At 45.2% G+C, this 20,252-nt stretch carries 20 protein-coding genes; 7 read left to right on the top strand and 13 right to left on the bottom strand.

Features of this window, described 5'->3' with window-relative positions:
- Window positions 1–9: 9 nt before the first annotated feature.
- From gpmI to lptF, 3 genes are all read right to left on the bottom strand, one after another.
- Window positions 10–1,557: a 2,3-bisphosphoglycerate-independent phosphoglycerate mutase gene (gpmI, locus tag ADA42_RS14925; protein ID WP_048766002.1), complete on the bottom strand. Its 1,548-nt coding sequence runs from the start codon at window positions 1,555–1,557 to the stop codon at window positions 10–12.
- Between the two features lie 122 nt (window positions 1,558–1,679).
- A complete protein-coding gene (lptG, locus tag ADA42_RS14920; protein WP_004932247.1) occupies window positions 1,680–2,750 on the bottom strand; it encodes an LPS export ABC transporter permease LptG in 1,071 nt (356 codons plus the stop codon).
- Window positions 2,750–3,850 carry an LPS export ABC transporter permease LptF gene (lptF, locus tag ADA42_RS14915; protein ID WP_004932245.1) on the bottom strand — a complete coding sequence of 367 codons (1,101 nt, stop codon included), beginning with the start codon at window positions 3,848–3,850 and terminating at the stop codon, window positions 2,750–2,752. The genes lptG and lptF overlap by 1 nt, the downstream gene beginning before the upstream one ends.
- 153 nt (window positions 3,851–4,003) lie before the next feature.
- On the opposite strand from lptF, the gene ADA42_RS14910 reads away from it, so the two are divergent.
- From ADA42_RS14910 to blhA, 3 genes are read left to right on the top strand one after another with little or no spacing between them, the layout of a single operon-like run.
- Complete coding sequence (locus tag ADA42_RS14910) at window positions 4,004–5,452, top strand: leucyl aminopeptidase (protein WP_048766039.1); 1,449 nt, start codon at window positions 4,004–4,006, stop codon at window positions 5,450–5,452.
- Window positions 5,445–5,852, top strand: a complete 408-nt coding sequence (locus ADA42_RS14905; protein WP_004932238.1) for a DNA polymerase III subunit chi — start codon at window positions 5,445–5,447, stop codon at window positions 5,850–5,852. Before ADA42_RS14910 ends, ADA42_RS14905 begins: the two co-directional genes overlap by 8 nt.
- 33 nt (window positions 5,853–5,885) lie before the next feature.
- Complete coding sequence (blhA, locus tag ADA42_RS14900; RefSeq protein WP_048766000.1) at window positions 5,886–6,515, top strand: cell division protein BlhA; 630 nt, start codon at window positions 5,886–5,888, stop codon at window positions 6,513–6,515.
- A gap of 31 nt (window positions 6,516–6,546) precedes the next feature.
- Here the strand turns inward: blhA and ADA42_RS14895 are convergent, their stop codons facing one another.
- The 6 genes from ADA42_RS14895 to glnK form a co-directional block, all read right to left on the bottom strand.
- Window positions 6,547–7,206: a riboflavin synthase gene (locus ADA42_RS14895; RefSeq protein WP_004932232.1), complete on the bottom strand. Its 660-nt coding sequence runs from the start codon at window positions 7,204–7,206 to the stop codon at window positions 6,547–6,549.
- 40 nt (window positions 7,207–7,246) lie between these two features.
- On the bottom strand, window positions 7,247–8,539 hold the full coding sequence (locus ADA42_RS14890) for a DNA adenine methylase (protein WP_004932229.1): 1,293 nt from the start codon (window positions 8,537–8,539) through the stop codon (window positions 7,247–7,249).
- A complete protein-coding gene (gene ribD / locus ADA42_RS14885) occupies window positions 8,536–9,624 on the bottom strand; it encodes a bifunctional diaminohydroxyphosphoribosylaminopyrimidine deaminase/5-amino-6-(5-phosphoribosylamino)uracil reductase RibD (protein ID WP_048766037.1) in 1,089 nt (362 codons plus the stop codon). Before ribD ends, ADA42_RS14890 begins: the two co-directional genes overlap by 4 nt.
- 6 nt (window positions 9,625–9,630) lie before the next feature.
- Window positions 9,631–10,095, bottom strand: a complete 465-nt coding sequence (gene nrdR, locus ADA42_RS14880; protein ID WP_004932226.1) for a transcriptional regulator NrdR — start codon at window positions 10,093–10,095, stop codon at window positions 9,631–9,633.
- A gap of 124 nt (window positions 10,096–10,219) precedes the next feature.
- On the bottom strand, window positions 10,220–11,620 hold the full coding sequence (locus ADA42_RS14875; protein ID WP_025096172.1) for an ammonium transporter: 1,401 nt from the start codon (window positions 11,618–11,620) through the stop codon (window positions 10,220–10,222).
- A gap of 62 nt (window positions 11,621–11,682) precedes the next feature.
- A complete protein-coding gene (glnK, locus tag ADA42_RS14870) occupies window positions 11,683–12,021 on the bottom strand; it encodes a P-II family nitrogen regulator (RefSeq protein ID WP_004281042.1) in 339 nt (112 codons plus the stop codon).
- Window positions 12,022–12,295: 274 nt separating this feature from the next.
- Between glnK and ADA42_RS14865 the strand changes: the two genes are divergently transcribed.
- A complete protein-coding gene (locus tag ADA42_RS14865) occupies window positions 12,296–12,523 on the top strand; it encodes an accessory factor UbiK family protein (protein WP_004932220.1) in 228 nt (75 codons plus the stop codon).
- 69 nt (window positions 12,524–12,592) lie between these two features.
- Window positions 12,593–14,080, top strand: a complete 1,488-nt coding sequence (locus ADA42_RS14860; protein WP_025096170.1) for a YifB family Mg chelatase-like AAA ATPase — start codon at window positions 12,593–12,595, stop codon at window positions 14,078–14,080.
- A 43-nt stretch (window positions 14,081–14,123) separates the two neighbouring features.
- Here ADA42_RS14860 and ADA42_RS14855 read toward each other — a convergent pair whose 3' ends face one another.
- The gene (locus ADA42_RS14855) at window positions 14,124–14,936 is read right to left on the bottom strand and encodes a TorF family putative porin (RefSeq protein WP_004932151.1); all 813 of its coding nucleotides are present in this window, start codon (window positions 14,934–14,936) and stop codon (window positions 14,124–14,126) included.
- A 617-nt stretch (window positions 14,937–15,553) separates the two neighbouring features.
- Between ADA42_RS14855 and ADA42_RS14850 the strand changes: the two genes are divergently transcribed.
- Window positions 15,554–16,855: an OprD family outer membrane porin gene (locus ADA42_RS14850; RefSeq protein WP_048765995.1), complete on the top strand. Its 1,302-nt coding sequence runs from the start codon at window positions 15,554–15,556 to the stop codon at window positions 16,853–16,855.
- 91 nt (window positions 16,856–16,946) lie between these two features.
- Here the strand turns inward: ADA42_RS14850 and ppa are convergent, their stop codons facing one another.
- Complete coding sequence (gene ppa / locus ADA42_RS14845) at window positions 16,947–17,474, bottom strand: inorganic diphosphatase (RefSeq protein WP_004932145.1); 528 nt, start codon at window positions 17,472–17,474, stop codon at window positions 16,947–16,949.
- A gap of 119 nt (window positions 17,475–17,593) precedes the next feature.
- Window positions 17,594–17,992 carry an MAPEG family protein gene (locus ADA42_RS14840; protein ID WP_004932141.1) on the bottom strand — a complete coding sequence of 133 codons (399 nt, stop codon included), beginning with the start codon at window positions 17,990–17,992 and terminating at the stop codon, window positions 17,594–17,596.
- Between the two features lie 109 nt (window positions 17,993–18,101).
- On the opposite strand from ADA42_RS14840, the gene ADA42_RS14835 reads away from it, so the two are divergent.
- Entirely contained in the window at window positions 18,102–18,488 is a 387-nt protein-coding gene (locus ADA42_RS14835) for a hypothetical protein (RefSeq protein WP_004932138.1), read from the top strand.
- A 43-nt stretch (window positions 18,489–18,531) separates the two neighbouring features.
- Here ADA42_RS14835 and ADA42_RS14830 read toward each other — a convergent pair whose 3' ends face one another.
- Window positions 18,532–20,211: an AMP-binding protein gene (locus ADA42_RS14830; RefSeq protein WP_048766036.1), complete on the bottom strand. Its 1,680-nt coding sequence runs from the start codon at window positions 20,209–20,211 to the stop codon at window positions 18,532–18,534.
- Between the last annotated feature and the right edge of the window lie 41 nt (window positions 20,212–20,252).

The following is a 20,252-nucleotide window of genomic DNA, read 5'->3' as shown; positions in this document are numbered from 1 at the left end:
AGAGTGTCCTTATGAGTGAATCTGAATAAGATTACGGCCTTGCATTTCTGCTGGAACAGGAAGCTGCATCAAGTGCAGTAATGTTGGCGCCACATCTGCAAGTACACCGCCATTGGCAATCTCCGCAGACTGAGGCCCCACATAAATAAATGGCACCAATTCAGTAGTATGCTGGGTATGTACCTGACCACTTTCGTAATCCTGCATTTGCTCCACATTACCATGGTCAGCGGTAATAATCATGTGCCCATGTTTGGCCATAACAGCAGCATAGACTTTGCCCAAGCAGGTATCCACCGCTTCGACCGCTTTCACTGCGGCATCAAAAACACCAGTATGCCCGACCATATCACCATTGGCATAGTTCACCACCAATAGGTCGAACTCTCCAGACTCAATAGCCGCAACCAATTGCTCGGTTACTTCATAGGCACTCATTTCAGGCTTGAGGTCATAGGTCGCCACATTCGGTGATGGAATCAAGATTCGTTTTTCACCTGCATATTCGTCTTCACGACCACCACTAAAGAAAAAGGTGACATGGGCATATTTTTCGGTTTCAGCAATGCGTAGCTGGGTTTTGCCGAGATTGGACAAGTATTCACCCAGTGAATTGTGCAAAGCCTCAGGCATATATGCCACAGGCGCATCAATTGTTGCTTGATAACGAGTCAACATGACAAATTTTGCCAGTTGCGGCACCACCTGACGCTCAAAGCCAGTAAATTCTTTTTCAACAAATGCACGGGTCAGTTCACGCGCACGATCGGCACGAAAGTTCATAAACACAACGCTGTCGCCATCTTGAATCGGCGCAGCGGCACCAATACGCGTGGCTTTTACGAATTCATCACTTTCATCGGCGGCATAGGCTTGTGCCAAACCCTCGACTGCTGTATCGACGACACGCACCGCTTCGCCTTCAGTCAATAACCGATACGCTCGTTCTACGCGGTCCCAACGGTTATCACGGTCCATGGCAAAATAACGACCAATCAGCGTCGCAATTCGGCCCTGACCAGCATATTGTGCAAAGAGTGCATCGAGTTTTTCTAACGATGGCTGGGCACTTTTTGGCGGTGTGTCACGACCATCTAAAAAGGCATGTAAATACACCTTGGCGCCGCGCTTGAGTGCAAGCTCACACATCGCCACAATGTGGTCTTCATGTGAGTGAACCCCTCCTTCGGAGAGCAGGCCCATGATGTGCACAGCTCCCTGCGCTGCTTTGGCTTTTTCAACCGCATCGATAAGTACGTCATGCTCGAAAAAGCCACCGTCACGGATGTCTTTGGTAATGCGGGTAAAATCTTGGTACAACACGCGACCTGCACCCAGATTCATGTGTCCCACTTCCGAATTGCCCATCTGACCGTCTGGTAAGCCTACATCTTCACCGGAGCCAGAAATCAGACTATGCGGATGCTGCTGTTTCATCATACTCAGATTCGGTGTTTTCGCTGCTAAAAAAGCATTGTCTTTCACCGCTTCACGATGCCCAATCCCATCCATAATCACTAACACGTGAGGGATTTTTCCAACAGTTACATCCGTCATAATTTACACTCGTTATGTCTATAATTTTGTCGCAATATTTTAGCGAATTTTTAAGCCAGACTCTATGCCTGAGTCAGGGCTTTATATCCTGTCGATCATACACTCAATTGATGTAGCCGATCCTACTTCACCCGATAGAGTAAATAGCTGCCCGCGGCACATAGCAATACGATCGGGCCAAGTACAAACCACGCCGGTGATGGCGTATAGACCAGACTGGCATAACCTAAAAAGTCTTGCAAATAGTAAAAACCAAGACCAATAAATAAGGCGATAACCAGACGAAAGCCCATCGATTGCTGGCGCAGTGGTCCAAAAATAAATGAACACGCAATCAATACCAATGTAATCAGCGAAAATGGCGATGCGACTTTTTTCCAAAATGCCAACTGATAGGTTTTTGGTACTTGGCTGTATTCACGCATATAGCTCATGAAGCTCACCAACTGGCTAAATGACAAATCTTCAGGGTCAATGGTGACCATGTGTACATATTTAGGTTGTAACGCTAAAGAGAATGGCTGTTGTGCCGCGACTGTTTTGACCGCATCCCCTTCCGGTTGCAACTGGATTTGCTGCGTACCGCCCAGCGTCCATTGCCCATCTTTGACAAACTGTCCTTGATCGGCATTAGTGATGGATTTCAAACGGTAATCCTGATCAAAATCGACCACCTGAATGCGCTTAAGCTGACCTTGTGAGTTGGCATAGTCGACATAAATAAAGCGCTGACCTTCTCTAGACCAGTAACCGCGTACCTCACCAAGTGCCGCGACCGACTGATGGCTCTTAATGCTGTTGGCACGTTCGTTGGTATAAGGGACAACCCACTCACTTAAAACAAATGACAACACCACCAATAGCAAGGCGGAACGTATCACCCAGCCCACAATACGCCATAAGCTAATGCCGACCGAACGCATGACAATCAGCTCACTGTTGGATGCCAGTGTACCGAGACCCAGTACCGAACCAATCAGCGCGGAAACCGGTAAAATTTGATACAAATAACGCGGTGCGCCCCACAACACGTACAAAAATGCCTGCCACGCGTTGTAACCTTCTTTTAAGTTGGACAATTCACCTAAATAAGTAAACAGCACCTGCAAAATCACCAAAACAATCGTGGTACCCAGCATTGCCAGCGCCGTGGTTTTGGTCACATGCTGTGCAACTATTCGACGTGCTAACATTATGCCCTCACTCGCTTGATCTGTTTCTTAATTTTTGGTGCCAGTTTTTGTTTGCGTGCAAATAGTGCTGCCGCAGCGCCATAAATCACCAGTGCGGCCGGGTAAGCCCAGACACCCAATTCATCTTTGCTGATTCGAGTACGAATCGCGATCATTAAAACAATCAAACTCGCAAAAATAAAGATGGCAGGAATCAGACGGTAGTAGCGCCCTTGGCGTGGACTCACTTCACACAGTGCCACCGCCATCATTAGGGCAATCACGATGGTAAATGGTCCAAAGATTCGCCAGCCCATTTCACTGGCAATGACGGGATCATTCCACTTATTCCAGATTTTTGTGGTCGGCAGTGCTTCAACTTTATCGGTTTCAAAAGTCGCAGACTTATCGTTTTCCAAGCGTAATCGGTAGCGTTGAAATTCGGCTTGTGAATATTTTGGCTGCCCTGCATGAATCTCGTATCGGCGACCTTGAATGAGGTCTACAACGTTTGCAGTATCATCGTCGAGTACCACACGCGTCGCTTCTTTGGCCAGAATCATGACATCTGGCTTACCTTCTTTTTGCGCACGCTGATAAAAGAAAATATCTTTCAGATTTTTACGATCTTCAGATAAATCGCCAGCGTAGATGGTATAGGGCCCAGATGAAATGAATTCTTTGGGTCGAACCAAATCAAATCCGGTACGTACGGCCTGACTGCTCGAGAGCTGATCAAACTGACGTAAGCCCCACGGCGTCATCCACAGCATCAAAATGCCCTGAAAAATTAAATAAACCAGCGCAAGCGGCACCAAGAGATGTCCTAGGCGAATCCGGCTGATACCACTACTGTTGAGTACGGCCATTTCATGATCGACGTATAAACGGCCAAACACCAGCATCAAGCCGATAAAAAAGCCTAAAGGCAAGATCAAGGTCAAAAATTCAGGCATACGATAGCCAATAATGCTAAACAGTACCCCTACATCCAAACGACCCTGAGCAGCAACACCAAAGTACTTGATTAATCGACCGCCCATCATGATCAAGGTCAATAAGGCAATCACCACCAAGGACGTCGATACCACTTGTTTGACGAGATAACGCCGAATAATCAAATTAGTGCTTCCAAAAAGGCAATTCAAACTTCTGCTAGTTTACCCGAATGATAAAAATATAAAACCTATCCGTGTGTTGCACATTGAAACTGGCTTAAAGAAAATGTTTCAATGTCAGAAGTTAATCAATGGCGAACAGGTATTAAAAGCCCCATGAAATTTACCCTTCAATCGACTGCACCTGAAACACAAACGCGTGGATTTTTTGTCGCACTCACCCATGAAGAGGCACTAAAATCATTACAAAATACATATAAAATTAATGGATTAGACGCGACTCTTGCCACAACACAGTTTAAGGCTGGTTTTAACGATACTCTCCCGCTGATTGAAAAAATCGCGGCCTATCCAAATGCGCTACTGATCGGTTTGGGTGATTTGGCAGAGCTTAAAGCGGCAAAACTGGCCAAGCTCGCTCAAAGCGTGATAAAAACAGCAAACACCAAATTCCAACACATCGTACTCGATATTTCGGCCTTACCTGTCGAATTACATTATCTTTTTGCCCTGAGTCTGACTCAAGCCAATTACAGTTTTAACGAATTCAAATCTAAAAAAACAGAAACTTTACTTGAACGTATCGATTTGATTGCGACCTCGACCACGCTTGATGCCGACCAACTCAGCCTGATCGAAGCATTGGCTTCAGGTCAAGGTTTGGCACGTGATTTAGGGAATCGCCCAGGAAATATCTGCTTTCCAGAATATCTGGCCGAACAAGCCAAAGCCTTGGCTGCCGAATTCCCAGATCTGCTGAAGGTGAGTGTGCTAGACGAACAGCAAATGGCTGATTTGGGCATGAATGCCTTTTTGGCTGTCAGCAAAGGCGCTGCTCGTCCTGGACGCCTCATTACACTTGAATATAATGCGCAGCTTGAACAGGCGCCTGTGGTGCTAGTCGGTAAAGGCGTCACTTTTGATACTGGGGGGATTTCACTCAAGCCCGCACAAGGCATGGATGAAATGAAATTTGATATGTGCGGTGCTGCATCTGTGCTTGGCACGATGCGCACTTTATGTGAGTCGCGCTTACCTATTCATGTGGTGGGTGCAGTCGCTGCTGCCGAGAACATGCCGTCAGATAAAGCCACTCGACCAGGTGATATCGTCACCACCATGAGCGGTCAAACGGTGGAAATCTTAAATACCGATGCCGAAGGCCGCTTGGTACTGTGCGATACCCTTACCTACATCAAACGCTTTAATCCAAGCGTGGTGATTGATATTGCGACACTGACTGGCGCCTGTGTGGTGGCTCTTGGCAAGGTGGTGAGTGGCTTATTTTCACCAGACGATGAGTTAGCACTTGAATTACAGCATGCAGGTGAAGATGCATTTGACCGTGTATGGCGCCTTCCTGTGATGGATGAGTATCAAGAATTACTCGATTCACCATTTGCCGACATGGCCAATATTGGTGGGCCACATGGTGGTGCAATTACCGCAGCCTGCTTCTTGCAACGCTTTACTCAAGAATATCGCTGGGCACATCTTGATGTTGCCGGTACTGCATGGTTATCTGGAACAGCCAAAGGCGCAACCGGCCGTCCAGTACCGCTTTTGGTTCAATTCTTGGCCAATCGTGTAAAAACGAATGCCTAAAGTTAGTTTTTATCTGTTTGAAACCAGTCAGGAACGGCAAGTCGATAGTGCTTGCCGTTTGGTCCGCAAGCTCATCAAACAGCAACAAAAGTTATGGTGGTACTGTCCAGTACTGGAGCTGCAAAAAGAACTGGATGAAAAACTCTGGACCTTTGATGCTGAAAGCTTTATCGGGCATGGAATTAACCAGCCCGATGCAGCGGTATGTATTTCAGAGCAATTGCCTGATAGCGCAGAGTGGATTATTTTTAATTTTAACAATCATGCTCTTGAACATGGCATGCAGTTTAGTCACATTATTGAAATTATTGAAAATACCGAAGCGGCCAAACAGATTGGACGAGAAAAATTCAAATTCTATCGTCGTTTAGGGGTTGAACCGCGTACCTTTAAATTATAAGGACATCGCGTAGAGTTGTTGAAGGAGACTATTGTGGCATTAAATGTCGGGCATGATTTTAAAACGCGTTGGCTCAATGCACCGGAGGCGGTTCGCCAGACCTTCAAAGACGATCTTGACCGGATTTGCGATTTATTAGAGCCAAAAACTCCAATTCAATACTGGATCGAGCACGATCAAAAACATCAACAGCTTGCACAGCAACAGATTGAAGAGGCTTATGCTGCCCTTAAAGCAGAACTGATCGAGCAAGCGCGCATTCGCAAGCAACAAGCACTAGAGAAATCACTGGCAGAAAAACGTGCCGAGCAAGCCCGTTATCACGCCGCACTTTATGCCGATGAAGTTCAGCAGTTCAAGCAACAAAGCGTGGTTTTGGCTGAGCTACAAGCTCAGATTGACTCTGAGGTTGAGCAACTCGCTGCACGCTATCATAAAAATCCAGATGTCAGTATGGATTACTCACGTGCTAGCCGTATTTCCGACAGTCAAATCATCTCGGAGCTTGAAAGCGTACGTTTGCGCCTCGAACTTGAGGCAGATACGCGCATTGAAGAAGCCGTTGCCCAGTTTCGCAGCCAGTTAAAGCAGTCGGCACAAGAAGAAATTGACTATATTTTAAGTCGTTCAAATTTTTCAAATCACACCCGACACCAGAAATAAAAAAGCAGGCTGATCCGCCTGCTTTTTTTGCTTATTTCATAAAGCCGTGCTCGGCCAGAAATGCCATACTGATATTCGATTGATGGGTGTGTTCAGCGGCTTTGTCACCCAGCAAAAGTCGCTCGATGTAACGTGCCAATACGTCGACTTCCAAATTGACCTTGCTGCCAGTTTTCCAGGTGCCAATATTGGTACGCTCAGCCGTGTGAGGAATCAGATTCAAGCTCAGAATATTGCCGCGCAAATGATTGATGGTCAGGCTAATCCCATCTACGGTGACAGAACCTTTTTCGGCAAGGTATTTGGCAATTTCTACAGGTGCTGTGATTTCATAATAAATCGAACGCGCATCTTCACGCACCACGGTAATTTCGCCCACTGCATCCACATGCCCACTCACAATATGTCCACCAAAGCGCGTGGTCGGCAACATGGCTTTTTCCACATTGACCGGCTGGCCCACTTTCCACTGGCCGAGTGTGGTTCGGTTTAAACTTTCGCGGGAAACATCCGCCGCGTACCAGTTATCCCCCCACTCAATTACGGTCAGGCAAATACCGTTGGTGGCAATCGAATCACCTAAATGGACATCCGACATATCTAAATCGGTTTGAATACGCAGCCGTACATCACCACCGACATTCTGAACGCTCTCGACCTTGCCAAGACTCTCGATAATGCCTGTAAACATGGTACTTTCTCCAATGTGTAGAAGATTAATTCAGCCGTAATTACCACAAGGCCAGTTGGGTGCTGTTCCCCGACGTATCAACCCCACCCAATTCGGCAAAATGATACAGTTGTCCGAGTAACTGCCGTAGTGGTGGGCCAGATTTTGCGTGCGTGTCTGTGATCACAATAAACTCAAGTACACGTGCCCGCTCCGACTGGCGCTGCTTGCTCACCCGATAGCGCGGTACATCCTGCGTCAGCAAGGTCACTTTGCCACGCTTCAGATTGGCTGTGAGCAAATCTTTTGGCTCAATGTTTCCATCGGTCGAATAGCTGGTCAGGATATAACGCGCATTGATGGTTTCGAGCAGTTTCTCATATGCATCTTTGGCATATTTTGAAGAATTATAGGGGCTTGGACGCTCTTTACGCCATGCACGATCAATCCCGCTCTTATAACCTTTGGTATCTGGCGGTGGTAAGTCGGCTTGATCCCAAAGCGTAAGTGCATTTAATACATGATAATTACTGCTGTAGGCATGCTGATTATAAGGAGGATCCAGATAAGCAACATCGACCTCAAAACTACTCATTTGTGAGGCCAGATGCTGTGCATCGACACACCACATTTCAGCGGCTGGTCGTTTCGGATCGCCAATCTCACAAAAACGGCTTGGCGTCAGCCACAATAACGACTCAATTCGCTCTAATGCAGTCTGTGTACGTCCGCCCCAGCCTTGGTGAAAGCTCTTAAAGACACCGCTGGTATTACTCACAAAACTGGCCGAATACAACAAGGGCGCAAGCAAGGCACTCATTTCGACATCGTTAATCGCACCTTGTGCCTGCCATGTAGCAATCTGCTGACGAATGGCATCGATTCGCATCCCGTTACGGCGTTTAAAAAACAAGCGATCTCGACTTGGATCATAAACATCGTCATTGCGTGGACACAGATTATGCGTCACCCAGCCTTTTACTTCAGGTAACCGATTCAGGATATCAATGGCTTTTTGATAACCGCCCAATTCCTTAAAAGCAGGCGCATCGGTACAGGCCAATATCGCGTGATTCAGTGCATGACTATATGGTTCCCAGTCATTTGCAATCACACGATAGCCATTTTGTCTGGCCAGACGTGAGACCACGCCACTACCTGCAAAAAAGTCGGCAAAAATAGGAGGATTTTTTTTCTTGCTATTGAGTGTTCCAGTAATTTCTAGTGCTTCTAGAATGAGGTGTAGCAAACGACGTTTGTTCCCCAGGTATGGAACCAACTGATGAAATAAATACTCATCTGTCGTTCGCGCCGCATGGCGGCGTTTATGGTAAACCGAAGCCTCTGAATTCATACTGTCTCTTGAATCGGAACTAACCTTAAGCGGATATCTTGACCGAGCTGAGCCAGATCAATCAACTGAAAACGTCGCTGCTCAGCCATGCTTTCAAATTCTGCATGAAACATGGTGCGCGCGGTTCGCCCCAGCAATGTCGGTGCTATATAGCTGATCAATTCATCGACCAAACCTTGTTGCAAGAATGCGGTCGATAAAGTGGCACCGGCTTCAACCATCACATCGTAAAGATGATAGGTGTGTGCCATCGTCTTTAATAACGTATCTAAGGGTTGAACAGCCAATTGTACCACACCTAAGTCTGCAAGTTCCTGACGAAATGGCCCCATGACCATCAGCATCTCTGGCTGCTGTAAGATTTTTGCAGTTAAGGGCAAACGACCTTGTCGATCCAGCACGACACGTTTGGGCTGTACAATTTCCTGAATATCGTCAACCGCTGGTAACGAGCGAACATTGAGCTGGCAATCGTCGGCCAATACTGTCTCTATTCCAGTCACAATCGCAGCCGATCGAGCACGCCAGTAATGCACATCGAGTCGTGCATCGGCGCCGGTAATCCATTTGGATTCTCCCGATGCCATGGCCGTACGTCCATCTAAACTGGCTGCAATTTTAAGGCGTACATAAGGTAAACCTCCCGCCATGACCTTTAAAAACCCCCGATTCAGTTCTTGTGCCTGATCTTCTAGCACGCCCACTTGTGTGATAATGCCTGCCTGATTCAACATGGTCTGACCTTTGCCAGCCACCAGTGGATTCGGATCGAGTGTTGCAATCACCACACGCGACAATCCCGCATGAATCAGCGCTTCGGCGCATGGTGGAGTGCGGCCATAATGCGCACATGGCTCTAACGTCACATAAGCTGTCGCGCCGCGTGCCTTTTCACCTGCTTCACGTAATGCAAAAACTTCGGCATGTGGTCCACCCACCTGTGCAGTTGCACCACGCCCAATAATCTGCTCATCTTTGACAATCACACAACCAACGGCAGGATTAGGACGGGTACGAAACTGTGCCGATTTGGCTTGTAGTAATGCTTGAGACATCCAGTGGTGATCACGATCAACTTCAGCCATCATCTTTTAATACTCTTGTTCACGTTGTTGCATTTGTTCAATCTGACGACGAAAAGCCTCGACATCCTGAAAATCTTGATAAACCGAGGCAAAGCGAACATAAGCCACATGATCGAGCGCAAACAACGCCTGCATAACAATTTCACCAATCACGCGGGACTTCACATCACGCTCGCCCAAACGGCGGATCTTTAACTGGATATCACTTAAAACGGCTTCGATCTGGTCTTGAGTCACGGGACGTTTTTGCAGGGCATGCATCAGGGAACGACGAAGTTTTGCCTCATCGAAAGGTTCATTTTTACCATTCGATTTAATCACACGTGGCATGACAACTTCATAACTTTCAAAAGTGGTAAAACGCTCGCCGCAACTGATACATTCGCGTCGACGACGAATCTGACATCCCTCAGCCGCCAGACGTGAATCAATCACTTTGCTGTCTGCGGCGTTGCAAAATGGACAATGCATGGCAGCTCAAATGAATTCATTTCTTTGAGCTAATGTAGCAAAAAATTAGACGCTTGAAAAATCGCACCAACACAACGACATAAAAAAAACAGCCTGAGCGGCTGTTTTTTTATAAAAGAGCAAATTATTCGATGCGTTCGCCGTGCTGGCTCAAGTCTAAGCCCATACGCTCGTCGTCAGATGTCACGCGGATACCAATGATCACATCTATCACTTTGAGGATAATAAAGGTCAGTACTGCGCTGTACGCGATAGTCGCAAGTACGCCTTCAATTTGAATCCAAAGCTGATGTACAACGCTTGCAGGTGCTTTGTCGCCCATGATGAACGGACTTGCAAAAACAGCTGTTAAAATCGCGCCGGCAATACCACCTACAGCATGTAGACCAAATGCATCTAGAGAATCGTCTGCTTTGAGCATACGCTTCAAACCTGAAATTCCCCAGAAGCATACTGCACCGCCGATTAAGCCCATAATTAATGCGCCGCTGACGGTGACAAAACCTGCTGCCGGCGTAATCACGACCAAACCTGCGACCGCACCAGAAAGTAAGCCAAGTAATGAGGTTTTGCCACGTACCACTTTTTCAACCAGCCCCCAAGAAAGCGCGGCAGCAGCGGCAGCCACTTGCGTGGTGACCAATGCGTATCCTGCTGCACCATTGGCTGCAAGTGCAGAACCACCGTTAAATCCAAACCAGCCCACCCAAAGCAAGCTTGCACCAATTACTGTAAGTGCAAGATTATGTGGTGCCATGGATTCTTTACCCAACCCAATACGCTTACCTAACATATAAGCAGCAACCAAACCAGCAACACCCGAGTTGATATGAACAACGGTACCACCGGCAAAATCAAGTGCACCATCGCTACCTAACCAGCCACCGCCCCACACCCAATGGGTAATAGGTGCATAGACCACAATCACCCAAATGGTGATAAACGCCACAAACGCGCCAAATTTCATACGCTCTGCAACCGAACCACTAATAATGGCAACCGTAATGATTGCAAAGGTCATTTGGAAAATAACAAACAGAATTTCTGGAATAGTGCCACTGAGTGCTGTGGTGGTGATTCCTGAGAGCATGATTTTATCGAGGCCACCCACAAAGGCATTACCCGGACTAAAGGCCAAGGTATAACCAATAACAACCCAAACCAAACTCACAATTGCAGCCGCGACAAAGCTATGTGCCATGGTGCTTAAAACGTTTTTCTTACGCACCATGCCGCCGTAGAAAAGTGCCAAGCCCGGAATAGTCATCAAAAGAACCAAAGCTGTGGAGATCAGAATCCACGCGGTATCACCCGAATCCATTTTAGGTGTTGCTGCTGGTGCAGGCGCTGCCTCAGTCGATGCGGTGGACGGTGCTTCTACCGTACCAGTCACAGGTGCTGGTGTTGTTGTTGCAGCAACGGTTGTTGTTTCGGCTGTCGGCGCAGATGCAGCATTCTCTGCCCATGCCGCCGAACCACCTAAAAGCGCACCAGATAGACTTAGCGCTAAAAGCATTTTTTTCATTCGTATCCCCCAACCTCAATTTTTATGAGTTATTTTGTACTCAGCAAACTTTATGCCAACACTTAAACGGCATCTGCTCCAGTTTCGCCTGTACGAATACGGATCACTTGTTCTAGGTTCGTTACAAAGATTTTTCCGTCACCAATTTTTCCTGTGCTTGCAACGCGAGTGATTGATTCAATCACGGCATCTACCATTTCATCGCTGATCGCAATTTCAATTTTTACTTTTGGAAGAAAATCAACGACATATTCAGCACCACGGTACAATTCAGTGTGGCCTTTTTGACGTCCAAATCCTTTCACTTCCGTGACAGTAATCCCTTGAACTCCGATTTCGGAAAGGGCCTCACGCACATCATCCAGCTTAAATGGTTTTACAATTGCAGTTACGAGCTTCATGTTTGTTTTCCTTCGGCTTCTTTCACCAGTAAGGTTTTATGTTCAATTTTCATGCCAATATGTCTAAGGTTGGGGGAAATAGAAATAAAAGCATGAGTTGTCTTTATAACCTATTTGCCCTTTCAGATGTAGCTTTGACCTTAAAAATTCGGCTTTTTTCTAAGAACGATTAATTTTTTGAATGAATTAAGATTGTTTTGATAATCTAGACTTTAGCCAAAATAGCAGGGATGCTAAACTGGGCTCAAATCTTATAAAGCATTGTGTATACGTTATGATTGAGACGCTTATTGCTGCCATTCTTGAGCAGATGGATCAACCCAAAAAAGACCTTGAACACAATTTACGTGCGCTTTTAAACGAAGCTGTCGAGAAACTCGATTTGGTGTCTCATCACGAAATCGAACGTCAACGTATCGCGCTCGAACAGGCCAATATGCGTCTTACTCAATTACAAGAACAAATCACATTACTTGAAGAGCACCTCCAAAATAATCAATAAGCCTCTTTTTAGCGCACTTTTTCGATTTAAAATTATTTAAAAAAAGCACCATAATGGAACAATAATATCATGTCTTTTGCCAAAATTCTCACGCGAGGAGTCTTAGGGTTACACGCACCACAAATTGAAGTAGAAGTTCATTTAAGTCAAGGGCTTCCATCACTTACCATCGTTGGTTTACCAGAGGCTGCCGTTCGCGAAAGTAAAGATCGGGTGCGCTCAGCCATTATCAACAGTGGCTTTCAGTTTCCCAGTAAACGCCTCACAATAAACCTTGCTCCAGCAGATTTGCCCAAAGATGGGTCACGTTTAGACCTTCCCATTGCCTTGGGAATTTTGGTCGCATCTGGACAACTCCCCGAAGGCTGCACCGATGGTTATGAATTGGTAGGCGAACTGGCTCTCGATGGACATCTTCGTCCCGTCAGTAGCACATTGACCATAGCAATTGCCTGTCAGCAGGCAGGACATCAACTCATTGCCCCGCAAGACAACAGTCTTGAAATTGGTCAGTTACCACAGTTTCAGGCCTATGCAGCCAGCCATTTAAAACAGGTCTGTGATCACTTTCAAAAGATTCATCCGCTTGATCCGGTTGTATTGATACAAGATCACGATCTACATCACTACCCTTTTGATCTTGCCGATGTCAAAGGTCAGCTACGTCCTCGCCGCGCTCTTGAAATTGCGGCAGCTGGAGGACACTCACTCTTATTTAGAGGGCCACCGGGAACAGGTAAAACTTTGCTGGCGTCACGCTTACCCAGCATATTGCCACCACTGTCTGCCCAAGAAAATCTAGAAGTGGCCAGCATCTATTCAATTGCAAATACCCGTCATCCATTTGGTTTAAGGCCATTTCGAGCACCGCATCATACTGCTTCAGCCATCGCCTTGGTGGGGGGTGGATCAAACCCAAAGCCCGGCGAAATCACGCTGTCGCATTTGGGCGTACTCTTTTTGGATGAACTGCCCGAGTTTGATCGCAAGGTGCTGGAGGTTTTAAGGCAGCCGCTAGAAGCCAAAGCCATCACGATTTCAAGAGCTGCACGTCAAATTTCATTTCCGGCCAATTTTCAATTGATCGCTGCAATGAATCCATGTCCGTGCGGTTATGCCTTTAATCAGGATCAACGCTGTCAATGCACACCCGAAGCAATTAAGCGTTATCAAGGTCGAATTTCTGGCCCGTTACTTGACCGTATCGATTTACATATTGATGTACCGCCACTTCAAGCACACGAACTACAAAATACGGCGCCTGTTGAAGATTCAGCAAGTGTTCGCGCACGTGTGCAAAAGGCTTATCACTATCAGATCCAACGCCAGCAATGCTTAAATCAGGCGCTATCACCAAAACAGCTTGAAGCATTTGCTCAGCTTAGTCCTGCAACTGAAAAAATTATGTCTTTGGCGCAGCAAAAACTCAATTTATCGGCTCGGGCTTATCATCGGGTACTGCGCGTGGCACGAACCATCGCAGATTTGGAGCAAAGTCCACTCATTGAGCGGCACCATTTGAATGAAGCATTATCGTATCGTACCGATATGAGCTAAATAAAAAAGACCGCATAGAGCGGTCTTTTTTATATTTAACCCATTAGAAAGTTTTGGATAGGGTCAACACAGCACCCAAATCATACGGTTTTTTACCGGCATCGGTCATGCCAGAGGTGCTGATGTCGGTACCCACACCCGCCAATTCAGCCGTTACACCCAAAATGTTGTATTGCACACCAAATTTGTAATCAAGATAACTGTCGTCGGTACCCGGACCACCTGCCACCACGGCCAGTGCTTCTTTGTTTTTAAATTTGTTGTAGCCCAAAGATGCAATTCCGGTAAAACCTGTGTCTGCAATCGGTGCGCTATAACCGACATTGAAGTACCAGAAATCATCAGTACGACCCCAGTAATCTGGCGTGTAATTGATTCCGGTGGTGATGCTGTCGCCCTTAAGTAGCGTATCTGCAAAAATTAATTTGCCATATACTTCGGTGAAGGCCAAACCGGTTTTATTATTGTACGGGTTGGTAAAGTTAGATTTTGCGCCAATATAACCATAGTAAGTCACGCCGACGTCATAGCCGACTTTATAGTCTGGTGTAAGCATAAAAGAGCTGGCATAACCGAGCGATGCATCGGTTTCAGTCGAATTTCCTTTAATACCGAAATCGACACTTGACCCCCAAAGCGTCAGATAAGCACCAGATTCATGGTTAAGAGTAAAACCACCCTGAATTGCAGGATTATTCGAGCTCTGTGTTACCCCGCGAAAGCGATAGTCAGTTGTTGCAGCCACGTTCCCAGATACCGAAAAACCTGCCATTGTCGGCTTGTCTTCTGCCATCACCGCAGTTGTACTTGCTGCCAAGCTGGCTAGAACTGCGACTTGATATGCAAATTTTTTCATTGTAATTCTCCCCCGTGTTGGGCATGACCAACAGACTTTTGATTTTTTGACTTGGATCGATAAAGATTTAGCAAATGCTATGCCAAGTTTGAAAAAACTCGCGAAAATGCGGCTCGTAAAAGAGATTTTTTGAAGTTAAACAAGGCGTTATTTTTGATTTTTATTTTAACCCTGAATCAAAGCTTTCAATTGAGTATCTGGCTATACGATTTTTTACGTTGTACAAATTGTTACTTATGGTTCAGTCGGACACAGCATGGTGCATTTTTCACAAGATAGATATAAAAAAAATTGAGCGGTATTTAAAGCGTTAAATCCATTAGCTGTAACAAAATAATTTTGAATGCACCAAGATTGCTCACTTTATAAGCAATAAACTGCATTTACGCACAAAAAATATGCAATAAAATTATTTGATGCGTATTTTTTAAGCAAAAATAATCTCACCTACATGTAACTAAATATATAAATTGCAAGGATTATGTAGAAAACTGGAAAACAATGCGAAAAATATGTTGATAAAAAATGTATCTTTTCTATAGATTATCTATACAATTTTGTGATTTTCTAAGCCTTCTTAGAAACAAAAATTACAATTTATCTTCTCGAGGTATTCAATGCTAAAAGCACAAAAGCTTACGTTAGCAGTTGTGATCAACGCTGTACTTATTACTTCAGCATATGCAAGCGAACAAAGCGATGCAAAAGGATTTGTTGAAGGTGCTCAGGGTTCTGTTTTACTCCGCAACGGTTTTATCCAGCGCGATAAAAAGAAAGGACTGCAAGATACAAATTCTTGGGTTCAATCGGCGATGCTGAATCTTGAGTCTGGTTTTACTCAAGGTCCGATTGGTTTTGCTGCTGGTGTAGTCGGCGATTTTTCATTTAAGTTGGGCGATAATTATCATTCTGGCAACAGCATGGTTGCACTTAAAAATAATGGTGCTCGTGATGCCAACGGTCGCGTTGATCCATACGATCAATGGACACGTGGTGGCGGCTTTGTAAAAGCACGTGCATCAAATACCACCTTAACCTACGGTACTCAGGTGCTTGATTTACCTGTTTTGGCCAGCATGACCACTCGTAACACGCCAGAGTATTTTGAAGGGACTTTGATTACCAGCCATGAAATCAAAGATCTTGAGCTTGTTGCAGGTAAATTTACCAAGAACCAATTGCCAGAGCATATTGCAACTGACCAAAACGGTTTGGATCGCGCATATGTCTGGGGTGCAAAATACAAGTTTAACGATCAGTTGAATGCTTCGTATTACGGCGCTGACATCAAAGATAAAATTGAACGTCATTACGTGAGTGCTGCTTATAAGCAACCACTGGCAAATGACAGTTCTCTCAGTTACGAATGGGCTGGCTATAGCACCAAGTTTAAGCCAGGTGCAGACACTTACTTCTCAGGTGGACCAAATACACGTACAGAAGATCTCAATAACTATATCTGGGCCTTCTCTACAACATATAGTCAAGGTGCACACTCAGTGATGGGTGCTTACCAGCAAAATACCGGTGGTATTGGCTATGACTACGGTGCCAACCAAGACGGTGGTCAAAGTATTTATTTGCCAAACTCTTACCTTTCAGACTTTAACAGCAAAGGCGAGAAATCAGTTCAATTGCAATATAACCTCGATTTGGGCGCGTATAACGTACCAGGCTTGAAGTGGACCACTGCATTTGTTTATGGCTGGGATATCGATGTGATCGGCACTAACATTGACAATGCCAACGAGCGTGAGTTCTTTAACCAATTGAGCTATACCGTTCAAAGCGGTTTTGCCAAGGATTTAAAAATCCGTGCACGTTACTCGATTTTGCGTGAAAGCGATGTCGGAGCGAATGGTTATGGAGATACCAACGAAACGCGTATTTTCATTGATTTCCCAATCAAGTTCCTTTAAGTCATAAAAAAGCCCTAGCCAGTTCGCTCGCTAGGGCCTTAGATATTTAAAAAATCAAACATCAACTGAATGATGTTTGATTTTTTTTATCTTATTTTTTTGCAGCTTCAATCGCTTTAAGCACTTCTGCTTTCGCAACGTCTGCACCTTCCCAACCACTGATCTTCACCCATTTGCCTGGCTCTAGATCTTTGTAGTGTGCGAAGAAATGTTCAACTTGATTGATCAACAGTTTTGGTAGATCAGTGTACTCTTGTACATCTTTGTACAATGGTGACAATTTCTCATGCGGAACTGCGATTAATTTCGCATCGATACCACCGTCGTCTTCCATATTGAGTTTACCTACAGGACGGCAACGAATTACTGAACCTGCGGCAACTGGATATGGTGTGACAACCAATACGTCTAATGGGTCACCATCTTCAGACAAGGTGTTTGGTACATAACCGTAGTTCGCTGGGTAGAACATTGCTGTTCCCATAAAACGATCCACAAACAATGCATCTGAATCTTTGTCAATTTCGTATTTGATTGGCGCAGCATTTGCCGGAATTTCAATAATAACGTAAATATCATTTGGCGCGTCTTTACCCGCCGGGATATTGTTGTAGCTCATAGCAACACTCTTTTAGGTTAACCAAATTTTTGTCGCGTCGATTATAACGGTTTCTGAAGCGAACTGCGTGGATTATACAAACTGCATCAAGAAAATCTTTAGTCCTGCTCTCAATCCACTTAAACCAGACGAATCACCAAGATCAGCAAGAAGATCGGACACAGCATCGACAGCAACCAGATAATCGAACGCAACATGGCCCAATTGGCCAAATAACACAGACCATACAGTACACGCAAAACCAGATAAGCCAAGCCAAAGGTCATGATGATGCTTTGCTGAACCACCATATATTCGGCCATCAGTACAGCAGCCAAAAACAAAGGCAAACTTTCAAAACTGTTTTGTTGCGCCGCATTGGCACGCGCAGCCAAGCCTGTTGTACTGGCCAAAAAAGCACGTGGATTTTGATTGTCTTTGGATTTAAATCCACCGGCAAGTTTGGCAATCATGGTAAATACATAAGGCAACAAGCACGCTGCCAAAATCAGGTAAACAATACCACTAATCCCCTGCATGATCGTTTCTCAAGACATATTTTTAGATGACCTTATCATAACATGGCGTTTTGTTTCTAAATTCGGTTAAATATAGTGTTTTTATAACTGAACCAGAACAGGAAAGCCGATGAGCACATCAGATCAAGATGAAATCTTTGAGGTTTTGGAAAAACAGCGCCAGAATCAGCTCAAGGTTGATCGTATTTTAAAAATCGTCCTCCCGATTGTGGGTTTTTTGCTGTGTACCATTTGTGCCAACCTGAACTGGCAGTCGACCTTGGGCACTTTTATCATGCTGACACTGGCCATGTGGGCGGTCAGTATCTGGCGATTATCGCTCTGGATGTGGATGCTGATCGCAGCCCTATATTGTCTGGTCGACAACTATTTCAGTTATGGCACCCTACAATTGTCTTTTTTGCGTTTACAACTCGGATGTATGCTGTTTTTTATCGGTCTGGCAGGTATTGGACGTCCCTATATGGATCGTTGGTTACTTAGCAGTTCCAAATAAAAAACGCCTGATTTTCAGGCGTTTTCGATTTACTGTTGAATGCTTAATTGGTTTTACGTAGGTCTTTACGTAAAATTTTGCCGACATTCGATTTTGGTAATTCGTCCATAAACTCCACATAGCGTGGGCGTTTGTAGCCAGTTAAGTTTTCTTTGGCAAAACTTAATACTTCTTCTGTGGTTAAAGACGGATCTTTTTTTACCACGAAGAGTTTAGGCACTTCGCCGGATTTTTCATCTGGCACACCAATGGCAGCCACTTCGAGTACTTTTGGATGCTTGGCAATAATTTCTTCAATTTCGCTTGGATAGACATTAAATCCAGACACCAAAATCATGTCTTTCTTACGGTCAACAATTTTGACATAGCCACGATCATTCATCACGCCGATATCACCAGTGCGGAAATAACCATCACTGGTCATGACCTTGGCTGTTTCATCTGGTCGGTTCCAATAGGCCTTCATGACCTGAGGGCCACGAATCGAGATTTCTCCCTGCTCGCCTAATGCCACTGCTTTACCGTCATCATCTAGAATCGCGACATCGGTGAGGGGTAACGGAATACCAATGGTTCCACTAAACTCAGTCGATGCAGGAGGGTTGACCGTTGCAACAGGTGAGGTTTCAGACAGCCCATAACCTTCAATAATGGTCACGCCAGTGATACGTTTCCATGCTTCGGCAGTCGACGGTAACACCGCCATACCACCGCCCATCGCAATTTTCAGTTTACTGTGATCAAGCTGTTTAAATTCTTCATTGTGTACCAGCGCATTAAACAAGGTATTTACCGCTGGAAAAAACGAAGGTTGGTATTTATGTAGTTCTTTAATGACCGCAGGCAAATCACGCGGATTTGGAATCAGAATATTGGCCTGACCCTTATACATGCCATACATGGCACACACCATAAACGCAAAAATGTGATACAGCGGCAAAGCACAGAACATCTTGTCATCTTTTTGGCTATCGCCCGGCCCAAATTTACTTTGGAAGATTGCATCACATTGCAGCATATTGGCCACAAGATTGCGATGGGTCAGCTCAGCCCCTTTCGACACGCCTGTGGTTCCACCTGTGTACTGAAGGACCGCCGTATCGCTTAAGCTTAAATTTGGACGTTTATAATGGCTCGGGCTCACTTTATTAATGGCTGCATTAAATTTGATATGCCCCGGAATATCCCAAGCAGGAATTTGCTTACGCACATTGCGCAGCACAAAATTGACCAAGTTCCCTTTCAGGAAACCCAGCATATCGCCTACAGATGCAATCACAACATGCTTAACTGGCGTTTTACCCAAAATACTTTGATAAACGCTGGCAAAATTTTCAATAATCACCAGAACTTCGGCACCAGAGTCATTTAACTGATGTTCGAGTTCACGTGAGGTATATAGTGGATTGACATTGACCAGAATCAAGCCCGCACGAAAAACACCTAAGGCCACAATTGGATATTGCAGCACGTTTGGCATCATCACTGCGACGCGGCTTCCTTTAGGTAAATTCAGACTTTGCAAATAGGTTGCAAATTTGCGACTGGCCTCATCAAGTTCACTAAAGGTTAATGCCTTGTCCATAAAAATAAAGGCATCGCGTGAGCCAAATTTTTGAAAGTTGCGCTCAAAAATATCTACCAAAGATGTATTTTCTGGCGGTAAATCAACTGTTTCCGGAATTCCTGTTTTCTGGTATTCAGTGAACCAAATTCTTTCCATAATCCAAATATCTCCAATCGGTAATTTTTTAAATTTCGACT

Source organism: Acinetobacter sp. 243_ASPC, from assembly GCF_001054715.1.
Classification (GTDB): Bacteria; Pseudomonadota; Gammaproteobacteria; order Pseudomonadales; family Moraxellaceae; genus Acinetobacter; species Acinetobacter soli.
Note: the sequence above shows the minus strand (reverse complement) of the source record. Positions and strands in the feature narration are given on the sequence as shown.

Coding starts and splice junctions, on each gene's coding strand:
- gpmI (WP_048766002.1), bottom strand. CDS start 1,557: ATGACGGATGTAACTGTTGGAAAAATCCCTCACGTGTTAGTGATTATG.
- lptG (WP_004932247.1), bottom strand. CDS start 2,750: ATGTTAGCACGTCGAATAGTTGCACAGCATGTGACCAAAACCACGGCG.
- ADA42_RS14910 (WP_048766039.1), top strand. CDS start 4,004: ATGAAATTTACCCTTCAATCGACTGCACCTGAAACACAAACGCGTGGA.
- ADA42_RS14905 (WP_004932238.1), top strand. CDS start 5,445: ATGCCTAAAGTTAGTTTTTATCTGTTTGAAACCAGTCAGGAACGGCAA.
- ADA42_RS14895 (WP_004932232.1), bottom strand. CDS start 7,206: ATGTTTACAGGCATTATCGAGAGTCTTGGCAAGGTCGAGAGCGTTCAG.
- ADA42_RS14890 (WP_004932229.1), bottom strand. CDS start 8,539: ATGAATTCAGAGGCTTCGGTTTACCATAAACGCCGCCATGCGGCGCGA.
- ribD (WP_048766037.1), bottom strand. CDS start 9,624: ATGGCTGAAGTTGATCGTGATCACCACTGGATGTCTCAAGCATTACTA.
- nrdR (WP_004932226.1), bottom strand. CDS start 10,095: ATGCATTGTCCATTTTGCAACGCCGCAGACAGCAAAGTGATTGATTCA.
- ADA42_RS14875 (WP_025096172.1), bottom strand. CDS start 11,620: ATGAAAAAAATGCTTTTAGCGCTAAGTCTATCTGGTGCGCTTTTAGGT.
- glnK (WP_004281042.1), bottom strand. CDS start 12,021: ATGAAGCTCGTAACTGCAATTGTAAAACCATTTAAGCTGGATGATGTG.
- ADA42_RS14865 (WP_004932220.1), top strand. CDS start 12,296: ATGATTGAGACGCTTATTGCTGCCATTCTTGAGCAGATGGATCAACCC.
- ADA42_RS14860 (WP_025096170.1), top strand. CDS start 12,593: ATGTCTTTTGCCAAAATTCTCACGCGAGGAGTCTTAGGGTTACACGCA.
- ADA42_RS14855 (WP_004932151.1), bottom strand. CDS start 14,936: ATGAAAAAATTTGCATATCAAGTCGCAGTTCTAGCCAGCTTGGCAGCA.
- ADA42_RS14850 (WP_048765995.1), top strand. CDS start 15,554: ATGCTAAAAGCACAAAAGCTTACGTTAGCAGTTGTGATCAACGCTGTA.
- ppa (WP_004932145.1), bottom strand. CDS start 17,474: ATGAGCTACAACAATATCCCGGCGGGTAAAGACGCGCCAAATGATATT.
- ADA42_RS14840 (WP_004932141.1), bottom strand. CDS start 17,992: ATGCAGGGGATTAGTGGTATTGTTTACCTGATTTTGGCAGCGTGCTTG.
- ADA42_RS14835 (WP_004932138.1), top strand. CDS start 18,102: ATGAGCACATCAGATCAAGATGAAATCTTTGAGGTTTTGGAAAAACAG.
- ADA42_RS14830 (WP_048766036.1), bottom strand. CDS start 20,211: ATGGAAAGAATTTGGTTCACTGAATACCAGAAAACAGGAATTCCGGAA.